The organism is Chromobacterium sp. W521 (assembly GCF_052805975.1).
Genome location: NZ_JBRBAF010000006.1, coordinates 96352 through 114416, shown reverse-complemented (window position 1 = coordinate 114416; position 18065 = coordinate 96352). Strand labels below are relative to the sequence as shown.

At 61.3% G+C, this 18065-nt stretch carries 20 protein-coding genes; 13 read left to right on the top strand and 7 right to left on the bottom strand.

Going from position 1 to position 18065, the window contains the following annotated elements; genetic code table 11:
• Positions 1-22 precede the first annotated feature (22 nt).
• Positions 23-1168: an aromatic ring-hydroxylating oxygenase subunit alpha gene (locus ACUXV1_RS10955; RefSeq protein WP_052370372.1), complete on the top strand. Its 1146-nt coding sequence runs from the start codon at positions 23-25 to the stop codon at positions 1166-1168.
• A 15-nt stretch (positions 1169-1183) separates the two neighbouring features.
• Entirely contained in the window at positions 1184-2122 is a 939-nt protein-coding gene (locus ACUXV1_RS10950) for a PDR/VanB family oxidoreductase (protein ID WP_446015405.1), read from the top strand.
• A 341-nt stretch (positions 2123-2463) separates the two neighbouring features.
• On the opposite strand, the gene ACUXV1_RS10945 is transcribed toward ACUXV1_RS10950, so the two are convergent.
• The 3 genes from ACUXV1_RS10945 to ACUXV1_RS10935 form a co-directional block, all read right to left on the bottom strand.
• Complete coding sequence (locus ACUXV1_RS10945) at positions 2464-2874, bottom strand: type II toxin-antitoxin system HicB family antitoxin (protein ID WP_107731681.1); 411 nt, start codon at positions 2872-2874, stop codon at positions 2464-2466.
• Positions 2875-2883: 9 nt separating this feature from the next.
• Positions 2884-3066: a type II toxin-antitoxin system HicA family toxin gene (locus tag ACUXV1_RS10940; protein ID WP_043634155.1), complete on the bottom strand. Its 183-nt coding sequence runs from the start codon at positions 3064-3066 to the stop codon at positions 2884-2886.
• A 278-nt stretch (positions 3067-3344) separates the two neighbouring features.
• Positions 3345-4769 carry a sigma-54 interaction domain-containing protein gene (locus tag ACUXV1_RS10935; protein WP_446015404.1) on the bottom strand — a complete coding sequence of 475 codons (1425 nt, stop codon included), beginning with the start codon at positions 4767-4769 and terminating at the stop codon, positions 3345-3347.
• Positions 4770-5136: 367 nt separating this feature from the next.
• Between ACUXV1_RS10935 and ACUXV1_RS10930 the strand changes: the two genes are divergently transcribed.
• The 8 genes from ACUXV1_RS10930 (at position 5137) to ACUXV1_RS10895 (ending at position 12761) form a co-directional block, all read left to right on the top strand.
• A complete protein-coding gene (locus tag ACUXV1_RS10930; RefSeq protein ID WP_194426786.1) occupies positions 5137-5928 on the top strand; it encodes an ABC transporter ATP-binding protein in 792 nt (263 codons plus the stop codon).
• A gap of 19 nt (positions 5929-5947) precedes the next feature.
• Positions 5948-6721 carry a transporter substrate-binding domain-containing protein gene (locus ACUXV1_RS10925; RefSeq protein WP_081556620.1) on the top strand — a complete coding sequence of 258 codons (774 nt, stop codon included), beginning with the start codon at positions 5948-5950 and terminating at the stop codon, positions 6719-6721.
• Between the two features lie 40 nt (positions 6722-6761).
• Entirely contained in the window at positions 6762-7475 is a 714-nt protein-coding gene (locus tag ACUXV1_RS10920; RefSeq protein WP_052370374.1) for an ABC transporter permease, read from the top strand.
• Between the two features lie 13 nt (positions 7476-7488).
• Positions 7489-8184: an ABC transporter permease gene (locus ACUXV1_RS10915; RefSeq protein ID WP_043634166.1), complete on the top strand. Its 696-nt coding sequence runs from the start codon at positions 7489-7491 to the stop codon at positions 8182-8184.
• Positions 8185-8272: 88 nt separating this feature from the next.
• A complete protein-coding gene (locus tag ACUXV1_RS10910; protein WP_446015403.1) occupies positions 8273-9475 on the top strand; it encodes a pyridoxal phosphate-dependent aminotransferase in 1203 nt (400 codons plus the stop codon).
• Complete coding sequence (locus ACUXV1_RS10905; protein ID WP_446015402.1) at positions 9472-11067, top strand: 5-guanidino-2-oxopentanoate decarboxylase; 1596 nt, start codon at positions 9472-9474, stop codon at positions 11065-11067. Before ACUXV1_RS10910 ends, ACUXV1_RS10905 begins: the two co-directional genes overlap by 4 nt.
• Before the next feature lie 276 nt (positions 11068-11343).
• The gene (locus ACUXV1_RS10900) at positions 11344-12018 is read left to right on the top strand and encodes a hypothetical protein (protein WP_081556616.1); all 675 of its coding nucleotides are present in this window, start codon (positions 11344-11346) and stop codon (positions 12016-12018) included.
• Positions 12019-12215: 197 nt separating this feature from the next.
• Positions 12216-12761, top strand: a complete 546-nt coding sequence (locus ACUXV1_RS10895; protein WP_446015401.1) for a hypothetical protein — start codon at positions 12216-12218, stop codon at positions 12759-12761.
• Positions 12762-12917: 156 nt separating this feature from the next.
• Here ACUXV1_RS10895 and ACUXV1_RS10890 read toward each other — a convergent pair whose 3' ends face one another.
• Both ACUXV1_RS10890 and ACUXV1_RS10885 read right to left on the bottom strand, forming a co-directional pair.
• Positions 12918-13256 (bottom strand): tyrosine-type recombinase/integrase, encoded by a 339-nt coding sequence (locus ACUXV1_RS10890; protein WP_446015400.1) that lies wholly within the window; start codon positions 13254-13256, stop codon positions 12918-12920.
• On the bottom strand, positions 13220-13336 hold the full coding sequence (locus ACUXV1_RS10885) for a hypothetical protein (RefSeq protein WP_446015399.1): 117 nt from the start codon (positions 13334-13336) through the stop codon (positions 13220-13222). Before ACUXV1_RS10885 ends, ACUXV1_RS10890 begins: the two co-directional genes overlap by 37 nt.
• 273 nt (positions 13337-13609) lie before the next feature.
• On the opposite strand from ACUXV1_RS10885, the gene ACUXV1_RS10880 reads away from it, so the two are divergent.
• The 3 genes from ACUXV1_RS10880 to ACUXV1_RS10870 all read left to right on the top strand — a co-directional run bounded on the left by ACUXV1_RS10880 (position 13610) and on the right by ACUXV1_RS10870 (position 15874).
• Positions 13610-14230 (top strand): HEPN domain-containing protein, encoded by a 621-nt coding sequence (locus ACUXV1_RS10880; RefSeq protein ID WP_446015398.1) that lies wholly within the window; start codon positions 13610-13612, stop codon positions 14228-14230.
• Between the two features lie 81 nt (positions 14231-14311).
• Positions 14312-15148, top strand: coding sequence for an AbiJ-NTD4 domain-containing protein (locus tag ACUXV1_RS10875; RefSeq protein WP_446015397.1), 837 nt, complete (start codon positions 14312-14314; stop codon positions 15146-15148).
• A gap of 108 nt (positions 15149-15256) precedes the next feature.
• Entirely contained in the window at positions 15257-15874 is a 618-nt protein-coding gene (locus ACUXV1_RS10870; protein ID WP_446015396.1) for a hypothetical protein, read from the top strand.
• Between the two features lie 489 nt (positions 15875-16363).
• Here the strand turns inward: ACUXV1_RS10870 and ACUXV1_RS10865 are convergent, their stop codons facing one another.
• Together ACUXV1_RS10865 and ACUXV1_RS10860 are read right to left on the bottom strand one after the other, a co-directional pair.
• The gene (locus ACUXV1_RS10865) at positions 16364-16777 is read right to left on the bottom strand and encodes a phosphatase domain-containing protein (protein WP_227107409.1); all 414 of its coding nucleotides are present in this window, start codon (positions 16775-16777) and stop codon (positions 16364-16366) included.
• A gap of 545 nt (positions 16778-17322) precedes the next feature.
• On the bottom strand, positions 17323-17799 hold the full coding sequence (locus ACUXV1_RS10860; RefSeq protein WP_114152881.1) for an FKBP-type peptidyl-prolyl cis-trans isomerase: 477 nt from the start codon (positions 17797-17799) through the stop codon (positions 17323-17325).
• Positions 17800-18065 lie beyond the last annotated feature (266 nt).

The following is an 18065-nucleotide window of genomic DNA, read 5'->3' as shown; positions in this document are numbered from 1 at the left end:
GGTTTTTGTAAGGAGCCCCGCCATGCAACAGTACGCCGCCGTCCAGTTCCCGCCCGCCGCGCCGCAACTGCCCGCCGATTTCTGCAGCGACATCGACCGTGCTCACACCCTGCCGGCGCGCTGCTACACCGCCGACGAAGTGTTCCAGTACGAAAAAGAACAGATCTTCGCCAAGTCCTGGCTGTGCCTGTGCCACGGCAGCGAGCTGGCCCGGCCCAACGATTACGTCACCCGTCGGGTGATAGGCGAAAACATCCTGCTGCTGCGCGACCGCGACGGCGCGCTGCGCGCCTTCTACAACGTCTGTCCGCATCGCGGCCACGAGTTGCTGAGCGGCAGCGGCCAAGCCAAGAATGTGATCACCTGTCCCTACCACGCCTGGGCCTTCAAGCTGGACGGCCAGCTGGCGCACGCGCGCAACTGCGAACAAGTGGCGGACTTCGACCGGGCCGGAAACCATCTGAGCCCGCTGCGGGTGGCCGAATACTGCGGCTTCGTCTTCGTCAACATGGACCCGGACGCGCCGGACATTGACGTCGAATACGCCGGCCTGCAAGAGCACTTCATGCAAGTGTGCCCGCAAGTGGCGGACTTGAAAGTAGCCGAACGCGTGGTCACCACCACCCCGGCCAACTGGAAAGTCATCGTCGACAACTATATGGAGTGCTACCACTGCGCGCCGGCCCACCCCAGCTTCTCGCAATCGGTGTCCACCGAGGGCTACACCCACAGCTTCCACGGCCGCTGGACCTTGCAGCGCGGCGCCGCCCAGTCCAGCGACAGCAGCTACGCCTTTGACGGCGAGGCCGCCAACCAGGCCTTCAACGGCTACTGGCTGTGGCCCGGCGTGATGTTCAATGTGGTGCCCGGCGACGCGGCGATGACGGTAATCTACGAGTTTCCGGAATCCGCCGGCGTCACCGTCCAGCATTACGACATTCTCTTTCTCAATCAGGATTTGAACGAGGAGCAACGCCGCTTCGTCAGCTGGGCGCGCGACGAATTCCGCCCCGAAGACCTGCGGCTGGTGGAAAGCGTGCAGCGCGGGCTGCAATCTCGCGGCTACCGCGGCCAGGGCCGCATCATGGCGGACAGCCAGCGCAGCGGCATCAGCGAGCACGGCATCGCCTACTTCCACCAGATGGTGGCCGCCGCTTACCGCGGCTGAACCGGAGCGCCGCGCATGTCCGCCATCGTCACCGAAGTCTGCGCCATCGAAGACGTGGCCGCCGGAGTCAAAGCCTTCACCCTGCGGCCGCTGGACGGCCCGGCCCCGCCCTGTCCGTCCGGCAGCCACATTGTGGTGGACATGCCGCCTCCGGGCCGGCCGGCGGCCTACTCGCTGCTGGACCCCGGCGGCGGGGTCTACCGCATCGCGGTCAAGCGCGAGCCGGATTCGCGCGGCGGCTCAAGCTATCTGCACGCGCTGAAGCCGGGCAGCCGCCTGCGCGTACAGGCGCCGGCCAACCGCTTTCCGCTGGCCGCCGCTCCCGGCACGCGGCTCTTCATCGCCGGCGGCATCGGCATCACCCCCTTCATCGCCCATATGGCGGCGCTGGGCAATGACGCCCACTACCAGTTGCACTACGCCTTCCGCGACGCCGCCAGCGCCGCCTTCGCCGCTCAGCTGGCTAACCGAAGCGAACGAGGCGACGCCAGAGTCCACCTGTACGAGAGCCAAGCCGGACACAGGCTGGACCTAGACGCCTTGATCGCCGCCGCGCCAGCGGACAGCCAGGTATACGTCTGCGGGCCGGAACGGCTGATCGCGGCAACGGCGGACGCCTGCGCGCGACGCTTACCCGCCGGCCGGCTGCATTATGAGCGCTTCAGCGCCGACGCGACGGCGGAGGGTGCTAGTTTCGAAGTGGAGCTGGCCCGCTCCGGCCTGCAAGTGCGGGTGGGCGCAGAGGAATCCATTCTGGCGGCGATAGAGCGGCAGACCGCGCTGCGGCCGGACTGCCTATGTCGGGAAGGTTATTGCGGCAGCTGTGAAACCAGGCTGCTGGCCGGCAACGCCGAGCACCGCGACCAATACCTGAGCGAGACGGAGCGCCAGGAGCGCATCATGATCTGCGTGTCGCGGGCGGCGGGGAGCGGGCCGCTGGTGCTGGATTTGTAACTAAGGCCCGCTAACAAAACCCCCTGATCCTGCGTTGCGCCTCCTGGCCGTACCACTTGTACTGTAGCTTCGCAGAAACTTCGTTTTCTGCGTCGGCGCGCCTTGACTCAGGTACGCTGCGCGGTTTTGTTAGCAGGCCTAAGAGCCTGTTCACGATCTCGCGGGCTAAGGCGAGACAAGGCGTTGCGGCTGAAGAAGCGGAGTGTACAAGTGGTACATGAGCATTTTGAGCTCGTCCTCACCATGCAACGCCTCACGACGCGCAGCAGATCGTAAACGGGTTCTTAAGAGGCTGAGTGCGACGCGGCACATCCATGGTCAAACAGCAAAATTAACCACTTTTACGGCCGACACAACAGCTTTTCTAGCGCGGTCTTGGCCAGGAAACCGCTGCGGCTATCGTATTCCGGGTGGGAAGCGACATATTCATCGATACGGTGCAGAAGGTTGGCCGGCAACGTGACATTGATCTTGGTCGCTTTACCCAGATAGCGAGTGATGTCCACATCCACCAGCGCCCAGAGATGGCCGGCAAACTCGGGTTTACCGACATGAGCCTGCGCGCTGCTGGCCAGAGGGATAACGTCCAGGTCTTCCACCAGCCCTTCCAGATGTAGCTCAATGGCTTCGCGGGCATTCCGGATGGCCTCATCCAGAGTGTCCCCGGCGGAAAAGCAGCCGGGTAGATCCGGCACGATGACGCCATAGGCATGTTGGTCGTCACCGGGTTCAACTGCAATCGGGTAGTACATAATGGTTCCTTACTTGAGACCCGCTTGTTTCTTGATGCTGTTCAGCGTGCCTATCGGTATGTCCTTCTTGGGGTGAGGCACCGTCACCCGGCCGGTCTTGATCGGGTGTTTGAACTGTTGATGGCTTCCCTTGGCGGCAACCAGATACCAGCCGTCGGCCTCTATCATGCTGATGACTTCTTTGCTGGTCACGGCGTCGCCCCTACGCTTAGAGTCTGTTTACGATCTGCTGCGCCTCGTAAACACAGTACGGTGAGAACAGCTTCAGAATGCTCATGTAGCATTTCTACATTCTGCTTTTGTTTTCACCTTGTCGTGCTCTGGCACGCAAGACATTTGAGCAGACTATCGGCCAGAGCTTATTGTAGCTTCTACGACAGGCCCGTCAATAACCCTGGGGTTATTTTATCGACAGCCAAGCGCTCTCGCTCTCTACCCGCTACTCAGCTGCGAGGGACGCCATGCCCAGCTCACCCCAACACCGTGCGCGCCAGCTGTATCCCGTGTTTCTTCAACTTGTACTGCAAGGTGGCGCGCGGCAGGCCCAGCCGGCGCGCCGCCTCGGTCAGATTGGCGCAGCCCTCCAGGCAGTCCACCAGCAGCCGGCGCTCATAGCTCGCCATACGCTGCCCCAGCGTGCCCTCGGCGTCCGGCGGCGGCGGCGGCGGCGGCGGGGCCGGCGGCCGACGCTCTTCCGCGCGCCGCTCCGCCGCCTCGCCCTCCTCCTCCAACAGCAGGAAGTCCAGTTCGTCCCCACCCTCGCACAGGATCAGGCTGCGCAACAGCACGTTTTCCAGCATGCGCACATTGCCCGGCCAGTGATAGCGCAGCATGCGCTCCATCACCGCGTGACTGATGCGCTGCACTCGGTGGCCAGTGACCTTGCCGTGCTTGCGTAAAAAGGATTGCGCCAGCAGCGGGATGTCCCGCAACCGCTCGCGCAGCGGCGGCACCGCCAGGCAGCCCACGTTAAGCCGGTACAACAGGTCCGGCCGGATCTTGCGCTCGTCCAGCATCCGCTGCGGCGACTCGTTGCTGGCAGCCACCACTCGCACATCCACGCGCACCTCCGCGCCAGAGCCCACCCGGCTGAACGTGCCCTCCTGCAAGGCCCGCAGCAGCTTGCCCTGGATGGATAGCGGCAGCGAGTTGATCTCGTCCAGAAACAAGGTGCCGCCATGGGCGGATTCCAGCACCCCGCGCCGGTCCTCGGCCCCGGTGAAGGCGCCGCGCACGGTGCCGAACAAGGTGCTTTCAAACAGCGGCTCCGGCAAGGCCGCGCAATTGAGCACCACGAAGGGACGCTCGGCGCGCGGCCCTTCCTGATGCAGCAGCCGGGCGAACAATTCCTTGCCGGTGCCGGTTTCACCGTGGATCAGCACCTGCACGTCGGCGCGCGCCAGCCGCCGAGCCTGGTGGATCAGCTGCTTCATCGCCGCGTCGTCGGTGATGATGCCGGTCAGCCCGCCGTCGGCCTCCTCCTCCACGTTCTGCTGCAAATCCACCAGCGCCTGATGCAGCGGGCTGACCACGGTCAGATCGCGGGACAATTCCACCGCGCCGACGATACGGCCGTCGGCGCGCTTCAGCGGCAGCGTGGTATGCACCTGATGCACCGCCTTGCCTCTGGGATTGCGGTAGCGCTGATAATGGTTGCGGTAACTGCGGCCCTGTCGCAGCGCCTGCAACAAGGTGCTGCTGTTCTCGTCCAGCTCCGGGTACAGCTCCAGCAGATAGGCTCCCAGCGCCTGCTCCGCGGTGTATTCGTCCAGCTGCGAACACTCCTGGTTGTAATAGGCGTAGCGCCCGTCCTGGTCGATGATGGCCACCGACAGGCCGATCGCGTCGAAAAAATCGCCAAACAGCGCAATGCCCTGGCTCAGGTCTGCATCCATGTCTCTCCCTTCCCCTTAAGAACCTGTTTTCGATCTGCTGCGCGTCGTGGAGCGTTACACGGTGAGTACGGCTTCGAAATGCTCATGTACCACCTGTACATTCCGCTTTCTCAGCCGTTTTCGCCTTGCCTCGCGAGATCGTAAACAGATTCTTGGCTGCCAAGCACGGGTGCCAAAAATTCGGCGTTTTTATGAATAGTTGCAGTATTGACGGTTTTTATCGCCGCGAGCAAGCACAAAACCCTTTTAAATTCATGCAATTAAAAAACGGCCCCGCTGGCATGGATGTTGCCACTCCTAGCACGGTCGCACCAAGGTGCGGCTCACAACTACAGCAGGCTGCCACAGCCGCAAGGAGGAGAGATTCATGCATCACCCCACCCCCACCATCCACCCACCTCCCACCCCCATCGTCGCGGTGGAAAACCTGCGCAAGCGCTTTGACAGCCAAGTGGTGCTGGACGGCGTCTCCTTTGCCGCCTCCGCCGGCGAAGTGGTGTCGCTGATCGGCGCCAGCGGCTCCGGCAAGAGCACCTTGCTGCGCTGTCTCAATTTGCTGGAAGTTCCTGACGACGGCCGGGTGCTGATTGCCGGCGAGGAAATCGCCCTGCGCACCGACAAGCACGGCCGGCGCGTGCCGGCCGACCCGCGCCAGGTGGACCGGCTGCGCTCGCGGCTGGGCATGGTGTTCCAGAACTTCAATCTGTGGCCGCACATGACGGTGCTGGAGAACCTGATCGAGGTGCCGGTGCGCGTCTTGCGCCAGCCGCGCGCAGAAGCGGTGGCGCTGGCCGAGGCGCTGCTGGAGAAAGTGGGCATGGCGGACAAGCGCCAGGCCTATCCGGCCTTCTTGTCCGGCGGCCAGCAACAGCGGGTGGCCATTGCCCGCGCGCTGGCCACCCGGCCAGCGGTGATGCTGTTCGACGAGCCCACCTCCGCGCTGGACCCGGAACGGGTGGGCGAAGTGCTGCGGGTGATCCGCCAGCTGGCCGATGAAGGCTGCACCATGCTGCTGGTCACCCATGAAATGGCCTTCGCCCGCGAAGTCTCCAGCAAAGTGCTGTTCCTGCACCAGGGCCGCATAGAGGAAGCCGGCCCGCCGGAACAGATTTTCGCCGCGCCCCGCAGCGAACGCTGCCGCCAGTTTGTCAACGCCTGACACCCCAGGGAGAAACCCCATGAAGCCACTCCGCACCCTCATCGCCGCCTTCGCCGTCCTGTGCTGTGCCGCCGCGGCCGCCGCCAACCCGCTGCGCATCGGCATCGCCGCCGAGCCCTACCCGCCGTTCACCATCAAACAGAGCAACGGCCAATGGAGCGGCTTTGAAGTGGAACTGGTGCGCAAGCTGTGCCAGCGCCTCAAGCAAAACTGTCAGATCACCGAAGTGTCCTGGGACGGCATCATCCCCGCGCTCAACAGCAAGAAGATAGACGTGATCTTCAACTCCATGTCCATCACCCCGGAGCGGGAAAAAGTCATCGCCTTCAGCCTGCCTTACTACTACACCGCCTCTGAGTTCGTCGGCCCCAAGGGCCAAAAAACCGTCCTCAGCCCGGCCGGCCTCAAGGGCAAGACCCTGGGCGTGCAATCCGCCACCACCAACGCCAACTTCCTGAAGAAATACTACGGCGCCGGCTCCGCCATCCGTTACTACAACACCCAGGACGAACTGAACGCCGACCTCGTCGCCGGCCGCGTGGACCTGATGCTGCTGGACGCGCTGGCCGCCAGCGATTTCCTCGGCGGCAAGGACGGCGCCGGCCTGGAATCCAAAGGACTGGCGCCCAAGGACCCGCTGTTCGGCCCCGGCATCGGCGCCGGCCTGCGCAAGGCCGACGTTGCGCTCAAACAGCAGTTCGACCAGGCCATCCTGCAACTGCGCGCCGACGGCAGCTTCGACGCCATCCAGAAGAAATACTTCAAGGTCAACATCTCGCCGGACGCCAAGTGACAGCGCCCCGTCCGCCTGCGCCGCCCCAGGGAGAGCATAGATGCTGGATTCACTGCAACAAGCCTACGACGCCGTAGTCCGCGACTGGGGCCCCGCCCTGCTGCAAGGCGCCGTGGTCACGCTGGAAATCTCGCTGGGCGCTTTCGCGCTCGGCCTGGTGATAGGCCTGGCCACCGCGCTGGTCAAACTGGGCGGCCACCCGCTGCTCAAACGGCTGGCCAACGCCTACACCAGCGTATGCCGCTCGCTGCCGGAGCTGCTGCTCATCCTGCTGCTCTACTACGCCGGCGGGGACGCCATCAACGCGCTGGCGGCGCTGCTGGGCCAGCCGCAAGTGGAGGTGAACGGCTTTGCCGCCGCCATCGTGGTGTTGGGCATCGTGCAAGGCGCTTACGCGGCGGAAATCATGCGCGGCGCGGTGCAGGCGATACCGCACGGCCACATCGAGGCCGCGCGCGCCTTCGGCTGCGGCCGCTGGCTGACCGCCCGCCGCGTGATCCTGCCGGAGATGATGCCCTACGCGCTGGCCGGCCTGGCCAACCTGTGGCTGGTGCTGATCAAGGACAGCGCGCTGATCAGCGTGGTGGGCTACAGCGAACTGCTGTTCACCACCAAACAGGCCGCCGGCTCCACCCGTCAGTACCTGCTGTTCTATCTGACCGTGGCCGCCATCTACTTATTGATGACCCTGCTGTCCAACGCCGGCTTCAGCCTGATTGAACGCCGCTTCCGCCGCTGGCAACCGGCGCTGTGAACGGGAGACCCGCATGAACTTCCAATGGCTGCAAGACTACGGCCCCATGCTCTGGCGCGGCGTCACCATCACCGTGCAACTACTGCTGCTTTCCGGCAGCCTGGGCTTCGCGCTGGCCGTGGCGGTGGGCTTTGCCCGGCTGTCCCGCCAGCCCTTCCTCGCCTGGCTCAGCCTGTCCTTCACCAACCTGATCCGCGGCACCCCGCTGCTGGTGCAGATCTACGTGCTCTATTACGGCCTGGGCAGCCTGTTCGCCGGCTTTCCGGCGCTGCGCGACAGCCCGCTGTGGCCTTACCTGCGAGAAGGATTCTGGTACGTGGCGCTGGCGCTGGCGCTGAGCGTGGCCGGCTATGTGGGCGAAGTGGTGCGCGGCGGCCTGGCCGCCGTGCCCAAGGGCGAACTGGAAGCCGCCCGCGCGCTGGGCATGTCGCGGCTGACCGCGGCGCGGCGCATCTGGCTGCCGCGCGCGCTGCTGATCCTGCTGCCGTCCTTGGCCGGCGAAACCGTGCTGCTGCTCAAATCCACCGCGCTGGCTTCCACCGTGGCGGTGATGGACGTACTGGGCGCGGCCAACCTGGTGCGCGCGCAAACCCTGCGCACCTACGAACCGCTGCTGACCGTGGCGCTGATCTATTTCGCGCTGGCCTGGCTGATAGAACGGGTCTTCCTGCGGCTGGAGAGGAGGCTGCCGGTCCGCACCGCATTCTAAGAGCCTGTTTACGATCTGCTGCGCGAAGGTGATCCCGTCTTGAAAACGGGTTCCAGTGCCGCCTTACCCCATTGTTACGGAGACCTCCATGCGCTTTTCCCCCTTGGTCGAACGCATCGCCGGCGAACGCGTCGATGCCTGGAACATCCACTTTGCTGCGCAACAAGCCGCCGCCCGCGGTGAGGACGTGATCATCCTCAGCGTGGGCGACCCGGAGTTCGCCACCCCGGCCCCCATCATCGAACGCGCGGTGGCCGCGCTGCGCGACGGCGACACCCACTACAGCCCGGTGGACGGCCGCGCCGACCTGCGCGCCGCCATCGCCCGCCGCCATGCCGCCGCCACCGGCCTGGAGATGGACGCCGACAACGTCATCGTGGTGGCCGGCGCGCAAAACGGCCTGTTCTCCGCCGCGCTCTGCCTGTGCCAGGCCGGCGACGAAGTGCTGGTGCCGGAGCCCATGTACCTGACCTACGAAGCCAGCATCCGCGCCAGCGGCGCCACGCTGGTGCCGGTGCCGGTGAAACCCGCGGACGGCTTCCACCTGGACCTGGCCGCGCTGGAAGCCGCCGTCACCCCGCGCAGCCGTGCAATCTTCCTCGCCACCCCCTGCAACCCCACCGGCGCGGCGCTGCGCCCGGAAGAACAGGCCGCGGTGGCCGCGCTCGCCCGCCGCCACGACCTGTGGGTCGTGGCCGACGAAGTCTACGCCGGCCTCAGCTTCGAAGCCCCGCACCACAGCATCGCCGCCCTGCCCGGCATGGCGGAACGCACGCTGACCCTGGGCAGCCTGTCCAAATCCCACGCCATGGCCGGCTGGAGGCTGGGCTGGGCCGCCGGCCCGCGCCCGCTGATCCAGCACATGGGCACGCTGGCCCTGTGCATGCTCTACGGCATCCCCGGCTTCATCCAGCAAGCCGCGCTGCTGGCCCTGCAAGACTACGACGCCTTTGTCGAACCCGTCCGCGCGCTGTACCAGCGCCGGCGCGACCTGGCCCACAGCCTGCTCAGCGGCGTGGACGGCCTGCAATGCCCGCTGCCGGAAGCCGGCATGTTCCTGCTGCTGGACGTGCGCGGCTGCGGCCTGGAAGCCGGGGATTTCGCCTGGAAGCTGTTTGAAGCCACCGGCGTCTCCGTGCTGGACGCCGCCGCCTTCGGTCCCACCGCCGCCGGCTTCATCCGCCTGGGCCTGGTAGTGGACGACGAACGCCTGGCTGAAGCCTGCCGCCGCATCGCCAGCTTCGCCGGCCAACTGCGCACCGCCGCGCCAAGACAAAAGGAATCCGCATGAGCACCACCCTGGGCAGCTACCTCACCGCCTGGCTGGCGGCTTACGGCGTCGACACCGTGTTCGGCATCCCCGGCGTCCACACCATCGAGCTCTACCGCGGCCTGGCCGGCAGCGGCATCCGCCACATCGCCGCCCGCCACGAACAAAGCCTGGGCTTCATGGCCGACGGCTACGCCCGCGTCAGCGGCAAACCCGGCGTCTGCTTCGTCATCACCGGCCCCGGCCTCACCAATATCGCCACCGCCATGGGCCAGGCCTACGCCGACTCCATCCCGCTGCTGGTGATCTCCGGCGTCAACGCGCGCGGCAAGCTGGGCTCCGGCGACGGCCACCTGCACGAACTGCCGGACCAGCACGCGCTGGCCAGCCAAGTCGCCGCCTTCAGCCACACCCTGACCGCGGCGGCGGAACTGCCGCAAGTGCTGGCGCGCGCCTTCGCCGTGTTCGACGGTGCACGCCCGCGCCCGGTGCACATTGAAATTCCGCTGGACCTGATGGCCGCGCCCGCCGACGGCCTGCCGCTGCCGCATGCGCCGGCAACGCGGCTGCTGCGCGGGCCGGCCGCCCCCGCCGCCATCGACCACGCCGCCCGCCTGCTGTCCAACGCGGAACGGCCACTGCTGCTGATAGGCGGCGGCGCGCGCCAGGCCGCGCCGCAACTGACCCGGCTGGCGGAAATGCTGGACGCGCCGGCGCTGATGACCATCAACGCGCGCGGCGCGCTGCCGGACAGCCACCCGCTGGCGCTGTCCTGCAGCCCCTCGCTGCCGGCCGCGCGCCGCCTGATCGCCGCCAGCGACGTGGTACTGGCCGTGGGCTGCGAACTGGGGCCCACCGATTTCGACATGTATGTGGACGGCGGCTTCCGCCTTCCCGGCGCGCTGATCCGCGTCGACATCGACCCGGAACAACTCTGCCGCGGCCGCGGCGCGGATCTACCACTGCTGGGCGACGCCAAAGAAACCCTGCAACTGCTGATACCGCGGCTGACCGACGCCGCCCGCCAGGGCGAAGAACGCGCCGACGCCGCCCGACGCCTGGCCGCCGCCGAAATGGAACCGGAAAACGCGGCCGACCTGGCCTGGCTGCACCGCGTGCGCGACATCCTGCCGCAAGCACGCTGGGTGGGAGACTCCACCCGCCTGGTCTACGCCGGCAACCTGGGCTTTTGCGCGCCGCGCGGCAACAGCTGGTTCAACGCCTCCGTGGGCTTCGGCGCGCTGGGTTACGGCCTGCCCGCTGCCATCGGCGCCGCGCTGGCCGAACCGGACCGGCCGGTGCTCTGCCTGGCGGGCGATGGCGGCTTCCAGTTCACCTTGGCGGAAATGGGCACCGCGATGGAAACCCGCGCCCACCTGATCGTGCTGCTGCTCAATAACCGCGGCTACGGCGAAATCAAAAGCGCGATGCGCGCCGCCCATATGGAACCGCTGGGCGTGGACCTCTACACCCCGGACTTCCCGGCGCTGGCCCGCGCCTACGGCTGGCGCGCCGAAACCCTGGCGCTGGGCACCCCGGAACCGCTGCTGCGCCAGGCGCTGGAACAGGCCGCCGCCGCCGCTAATCCCACCCTGATAGAAATCGAGGCCTAAGAGTCTGTTTACGATCTTGCGAGCTAGAGCGAGACCAGGCGTTGCGGCTGAAGGAGCGGAATGGTCATACGGTACATGAGCATTTCGAAGTGGTACTCACCGTGTGACGTCTCACCACGCGCAGCAGATCGTAAACAGGCTCTAAAGCGCGCCGGCCCGCCCCCGGGCCGCGCGCCGCAAACTCAATTTGCATAGAACCCGGCCGCGGCGATAACATGGCCTATCCACGGCGGCACCCGCCCCGCAAGCAATGCGAGACCGGCTCCGGGCATCCCTATGAGAGAACTCGAAATCGTCGAACAACTGGTCCTGGGCGTAGACCCGGCCGGCCGGCGCGACCCGCTGGGCACCCCCAAGGACCCGGCGCTGGACAAGGCGCGCGCGCTGTATTACGAGCAGCTCAAACGCGTCGCCAAACAACACGCCGCGGACCCACCCTCCGCGCCTGAGCCACAAGTGGCCCCCGGCGGCGCACGCCAGGGCCAACGCTGGACCATAGCCGAAGACAACCGCTTAACCCTGCTGTGGGAAGCCTCCCCCGCACCAGTACGCCAACTATCGGAAAAACTGGGCCGCAGCCCGCTGGCCATCGTCTCCCGGCTGGTCCGCTTAGGGCTATACGAGCACCAGCAAGCGGCGATGCAGGCCGACAACGCCCGCATGCAAGCACTGGACCTGCCGCCGCTCTGGGACGTGCCCGCCGCCACGGAAACCCCGCCGGCCAAACCCGCTGCGCCGCCCACGGCAGACAAGCAAGGCGCGGTCTGGACCGTGGCCGACGACCAGCAACTGAAAACCCTATGGCACAGCCCGGCCCAGCCGGACAGCCAGGCCATCGCCAAACAACTGGGCCGCAGCCGCGGCGCCATCCTCGCCCGCCTGGTGCGCCTGGGCCTGTTCAGCGACCGCGACGCGGCGTATCAGGCGGACCAGGCGCGGCTAACCGGCTAGCCGCCCTCATCCTTTTCTAAATCACCAGTCCAAACGACACCATGGCATTCACCTTCGCAAATATTTTCAAGAATCGTCCCCCACAACAAGCAACTAAACCGGCAGCAGTTCCCGCTCCACAGCCAAGCGCCGCGCCAACGCCGCCGCAAGCCATAACGCCTATCCAGCCCGCTAGCCCAACAAGCGCGCAAACTTCCGTGCCTAGCCTGCCGCCAGTCACAACTCAGCCCTCCCAACCCGCCCCCAGCTCAGCGGAAAAAAAGGGCCATGAGGGCGAGAAAGCGCTCAACGCCTGGTTCAAGCAGCACAAGCTGGCCTATGTCGGCATCTGTCAGAACAAAAACAGCTTTGCCACCCTATTCCATGGCACGGCCAAACGGCCGGACTTCCTGCTCCTGCTGCCCTCGCTGGGCATGATCGCCATCGACGCCAAGAACTACACCCCATCGCGCGGCGAACTCACCCTCAGCCTGGAGGAAGAACTCAAAAAAGCGCTTACCTTCGAGCGGCTATTCCGCCTGCCGCTGTGGTACGCCTATTGCGATAAGGGAAACATGGGCCAGAACTGGTACTGGATAAGCGCGCTGAAAGCGCTGGAAGTGGGCGAAGTGCGCGATGGCAGTAATGGACAATTCCTGGCCATCAAGATGGAGCACTTTGAAACCATCGCTAGCCCCAATGACTTGGCCAAGCTGTATACCCATACTTTGCCGAGTTTGGAGAAGGTGGCGGCGGGGGTTTGATTGGGAAGTTGATGATGGATATATCGTAGGGGTGTTTGTTGGTCGGCTATTCGGCCTGAGCGGTCTGTTAGCTTTGCAACGAAATATAGCCGGTTCTGCTTACAGACCAGCCATTGCCAATCCTAGATCAGGGCTGTCTACAAGAGTTGGGACGATTCAGAGGAGCGATTCAGCCTGTAGTGGCGCCACCAGGCTCTGAGGCAACATTGTCACTCTGTCTTTCGCCCCCTTGCCATCGCGGATCAGAATTTCGCCACGCCCGAAGTCAATGTCTTTGACCCGCAGGCGCATGCACTCCATCAGCCGCATACCGGTGCCGTATAGCAAACGCAACTGCAGCGCGTACAGCCCATCGACCTGCGCCAGCAGTGCCGCGACCTCCTGTCGCGTCAGAACAACTGGCAGATGCCTGGACGGTCTGGCCCGAACAACCTCATCTAGCCAGGGCAAGTTCAGCATCAGCACATCACGATAGAGGAACAGAAACGCAGACATTCTTGATTTTGTGTGGATGCAGACACCAGACCTTCAATAGCCAGATGGGTGAGAAAGCTACAGACCTCCGCAGCCCCCATCTCGCGAGGGTGCCAAGCGCAAAAAGCGACGTCCCCAATGGACGTATTGCTACTCGGTGCGCAGGCTGTAATGCCTGACTCGCAGCGTCTCGCGCAACACATCGAGCAAGCGTGGCGCGGCAGTCCCACGCTGGCTGTGTACTTTCAGGCATTGGCAACTCCAATGGCTTGTAAAACAAATAGAAATGCTTATATCATACCTAGTTATACACACAGATAAACCAAATATACACCTGCAAAGGTGTATATTTTACGTTATACCTAAGGACACTCATGCCCTCAAAATCACTCGCAAACCTCACGGAACGACTGAAGGATATTGATCAGTTGCTCAATGCACACTCGGCAATTACCAAATTCAATAACGCGCAGAACGCAGCAAATCAGGCAGGAGGGCAATTAGCACAAGTAGCAGTCGTATTTAATGCTCTCGTTACGAAGCCGGGAAAAGGGAAACCCAAAGAAGTTGATGCAATCAACCGAGCAGCATATGTACTGCTTGCAGCCCACTTCCAAGGTTTCATCGATGAAATTCACGCTGAGACTGGCAAAATTGTCTTAGCAGGCAAAGTGGCTGATCCTGATGCTGTTATCAAGTTGGTCAAGCCTCCAAGAAGTAATCCTCACGTCAACATTATCAATCAAATGTTTGCTGGCCTTGGCGTCTACGAAATCATGGACTCAATAAGTTGGCAGAAATGCGATAACAAAACGGTTAAGACTCGTTTAACGGATTGCATTGAAACCAGAAATAAGATTGCACATGGAAAGAAAGAGCTGATCACCAAGTCTAAGGTTGTGCAACTCAAGCAATTCGTCGAGCTGCTTGCTCAAAAGCTAGACGCTGAGATTGTTGCCAAGACACAACCTATCCTCGGCAAAGCACCGTGGTAGGTATAACACTGCGCTCAACCGGACCTGCGCAAAAAGCCGTGCAGTCCGGTTAGCTCCACGTTAGGCATCTCAGGATTGCTCATGCCGACATTTTCTCAGCGACACGGTTACTCCCCTCTTGAGAGTGCATTCCAACGAGAGTCTATTGATTCTGCGTTACGCACAAAGCTTTGGAACATTTTGAAGGTCACGATCTGGGATCGTTACGATTCCCATAATCGCAGCTATGACGACCTGACGAAGCGCATCGACTATTTGGTTCGAAGGCTTTGGTTCAACTACTTCAATCGAGACTTGGACAGGCTTCCCAACTTCTACGAACCCTATGGAAAGAAGGGCGCCTATGACGTGCTGAAGGACTACTTCACCAGTTGCCAGTGGTTTGAAATCTACGACCTACTTGAAACAATTGCCAACGACCAAAGCGAGTTGCTTTCGGATGAAACACGTAAGTGGATAAACAACACTCTTGAAGAACACAACGCGGCGTACCGCTTCGTTGGAACCGAGATCGCTGAAATTACTGACAAGAACGAAATCCAGGCAATCGAGGCTGCCTTGGCAACGGCTGATTCACCGGTTCGCACTCATCTCGATGCGGCTCTACGCATGCTCAGCGACAAAGAGGCACCCGACTACCGAAACTCCGTGAAGGAATCCATTTCAGCCGTGGAGGCCGCTTGCCGGCTCGTAACTGGCAACACGTCAGCCACGCTTGGCGACGCACTTAAGCGTGTTCAGAATCTCCATCCCGCCATGTCCAAAGCATTTAGTTCTCTCTACGGGTACACCAACGATGCCTCTGGAATTCGTCACTCGCTTACCGACGAAGCCACCATCACGTATGCAGACGCGAAGTTCATGCTTGTCACTTGTTCAGCCTTCGTGTCGTACCTGAAGGTGGCCGCCGATGCCTAACCCATCAATCCACCGGACCTGCGCGAAAAGCCGCGCAGTCCGGTGAGTTCAGACGTTATGCGGCATATTGGCAAGCGAGCGTGACATGGAGAAGCTCTAGAAATGAAAATGTCAGACTATCTGTTGGAAATCGAATTCGCAGCCAGCCGTATCATTGAGGCAATCTGGGTGGAGAACAATAAACTCGGGGCGCTGGAGGCTGAAATTGCGAAACTCAGAAAGGTTGTGGAAGACAACTATCGGTGCGCGGAGTACATGGCCAGATTCGCCGAGGATCCGGACGACGTTGCTGCTGCAACTGGAATGTATTGGGACAACTATTTTGGGGAAGACAAAGAACAGTTCCATATGGAGCAGGATCGGTCTGCGCTGGTAGCCCAGATCGCGGTGCACGCCTTCTCTGTACAGTCTCTTTCAACCTCCCTACTTCAATACGCAAAGCAAGGAATCTCCATGTGCCATGGGAAGCCTAGCAACTGTCCAGATGGCAGGGCAATTGGAGGGAGTTGCTTAAGAGAGGTGGTTTGGCAGGGTCGTAATCAAGGGATTCATTGGGAAGAAGGCAAACCGAGCGACAAGGTCCAGGTGTGTTTTGACGCGCTCGCGGCAAATGTGGATCAGCGCTATTCGGACTACAAACAGCGGAACATGTCCTTTGATGTCGTTGAGTTCCTAGGTTGGAAGGATTTCGCAAGCGTCAAAGCTGACATGATCTCGTTGGCGTAAGGGTTGCTGTGCTGCCGCATAACCATTCGCTGCAGGCGCGACGGCCCTGGCGGGCCGCGGCCTGAGCTCAAACGTTAGGCCGGACGTGTCCAGTATTCCGTGTAAACCTGTCGCTCCACACTTACCTGTCGAGTGACTGCTTAGGCCGAGTTAGAGACGCTCAACAAATTTGCCTCGACCCACTATTTTGACTACTAACGCCCCCTACTCTATTCATCTCTGCCACATATCAGCAGCAAATCACCACCACCCAAACCTCCAGACCCAGACAAAAAACCCCTCCAATTGAGGAGGGCTTTGCTTATGCGAGGCCGGTGCTATCAGTGCTGATGCCCGTGCTCGCCATGCACATGCTGGTGAGCGATTTCCTCTGCCGTTGCCGCGCGCACGTCCACCACTTTGACAACAAAGCGCAGGGGTTTACCGCACAGCAGGCGGCTACTACCAAAGGAGTAATAAAAAGCCCTCAAAAGAGGGCTTTTCACTTAATCAAACTTGGGCGCTGTTCAGCCCCAGTCCGCGCCACATATCAGCATGAGCATTGGAGCGCTCAAAGAACATCCGAACAGGATATTTTATTTTGCCATTATGGAACCATTCATTCTTGATTTCCATGTAGTCACGATTGTCATCATCGGCACGCATCAGCAAATCGTAATCTTCATTGCCGCCCATAAAATTAAAAATCAATTTCTTGACTTCTTCGCGCTTGGACTCTTTGATGGAGGTTGTAATCAGGATGCGATAGCCTGCCCGATGTGGCCTCAAAGCCGTCAAAACTTGAATCAGATTCCAGTTATAAGAAGAATTTCCGTAGAACTCAGAAACCAAATCAACGCCAGAGATAACGGCTCCAAGCTCAAAAGCCATGTAAGCATTTTCAACAGTCATCTCATTTTCCATTATAAGCACCTCAAGTAAATGTTAATCTTTCAAGCCAAACCCAATGACCCGAACCATAACTAGCATCTTCAGAAATTGAAAAACCTAGCAAAGCCAATCAGCCAAAAACAGTATATCTACAAAGCCCTACCGCTACAGTCTGACAAGTGTCACTACCATTCGAATAGTGGCAATAAAAATACGGCAGCTACTTGGTTACACTCTCGGCATCCATGGTCTTTGCCATCAGGCTTTAGGAATATTTAAACGCATACTCTCAGCTCCTTACCTCAGCTTTTGTAAAGACTCCTGCCTCAGAAATGACAATGAAAAATTTGGAAAGTAGAAGCGACTGAATCTCTGACGAATTCGCTGCAATCAAAAACCACCATCAACACAAAGATCTAAGTTGAGCAATCCAAAAGAAAATGCTTTTATATATCAAAGTTGATATCGCATATGAAAAAGCACTCAACAACAGATAACCACCACCCAAACCACCAAGCCCCAGACAAAAAAAGCCCTCCCAAATTTGGGAGGGCTTTGTTTATATGAGGCAGGAGCTATCAGTGCTGATGCCCGTGCTCGCCATGCACATGCTGGTGAGCGATTTCCTCAGCCGTTGCCGCGCGCACGTCCACCACTTTGACGGCAAAGCGCAGGGTTTTGCCGCATAGCGGGTGGTTGCCGTCCAGCAAAACGGTGGGGCCTTTGATCTTGGTGACGAAGTAGTAACGCGGCTCGCCATCCGGGCCGATGCGCTGGATTTGGCCGCCTACTTTTACGCCGGGCGGGAAGTCCGCCTTGGGCATGGTGGTAACCAGGGCTTCGTCGCGCGCGCCGAAGGTGTCTTCGGTGGCCAGTTCCAGCGTGGTTTGAAAGCCCGATTCCTGGCCTTCCAGCGCGGCTTCCAGCTTGGGAAACAGGTTGTCGTAATCGCCGTGCAAGTAGGAGACGGGCTTTTTGCCATCATCGTAAACCAGGCCCTGGCTGTCGGTGACTTTCATGCGCAGGGTAACGGCGGTGTTGGCGGTGATTTTCATGGCGAGCAATAACAAAAAAATGGAAGCGGGAAGGTTCTCAGTTCAGCGGGGGAGTGTCAACAGAAACACCCCTGCTTTGCTGGATACGAATGTGGCTGTTTTCCGGGGTAACTATCCCCTTCCCAACAGCCAGCCCCAATGGGGCCGGCTGCCCTTCCCGGCTTAGAACCTATTTACGATCTGCTACGCGTCGGCGATACCGCGTTGAAAGCAAGCTCAAAATGCTCATGTACCACTTGACCATTCCGCTTTTTCGCTCGTTTTCG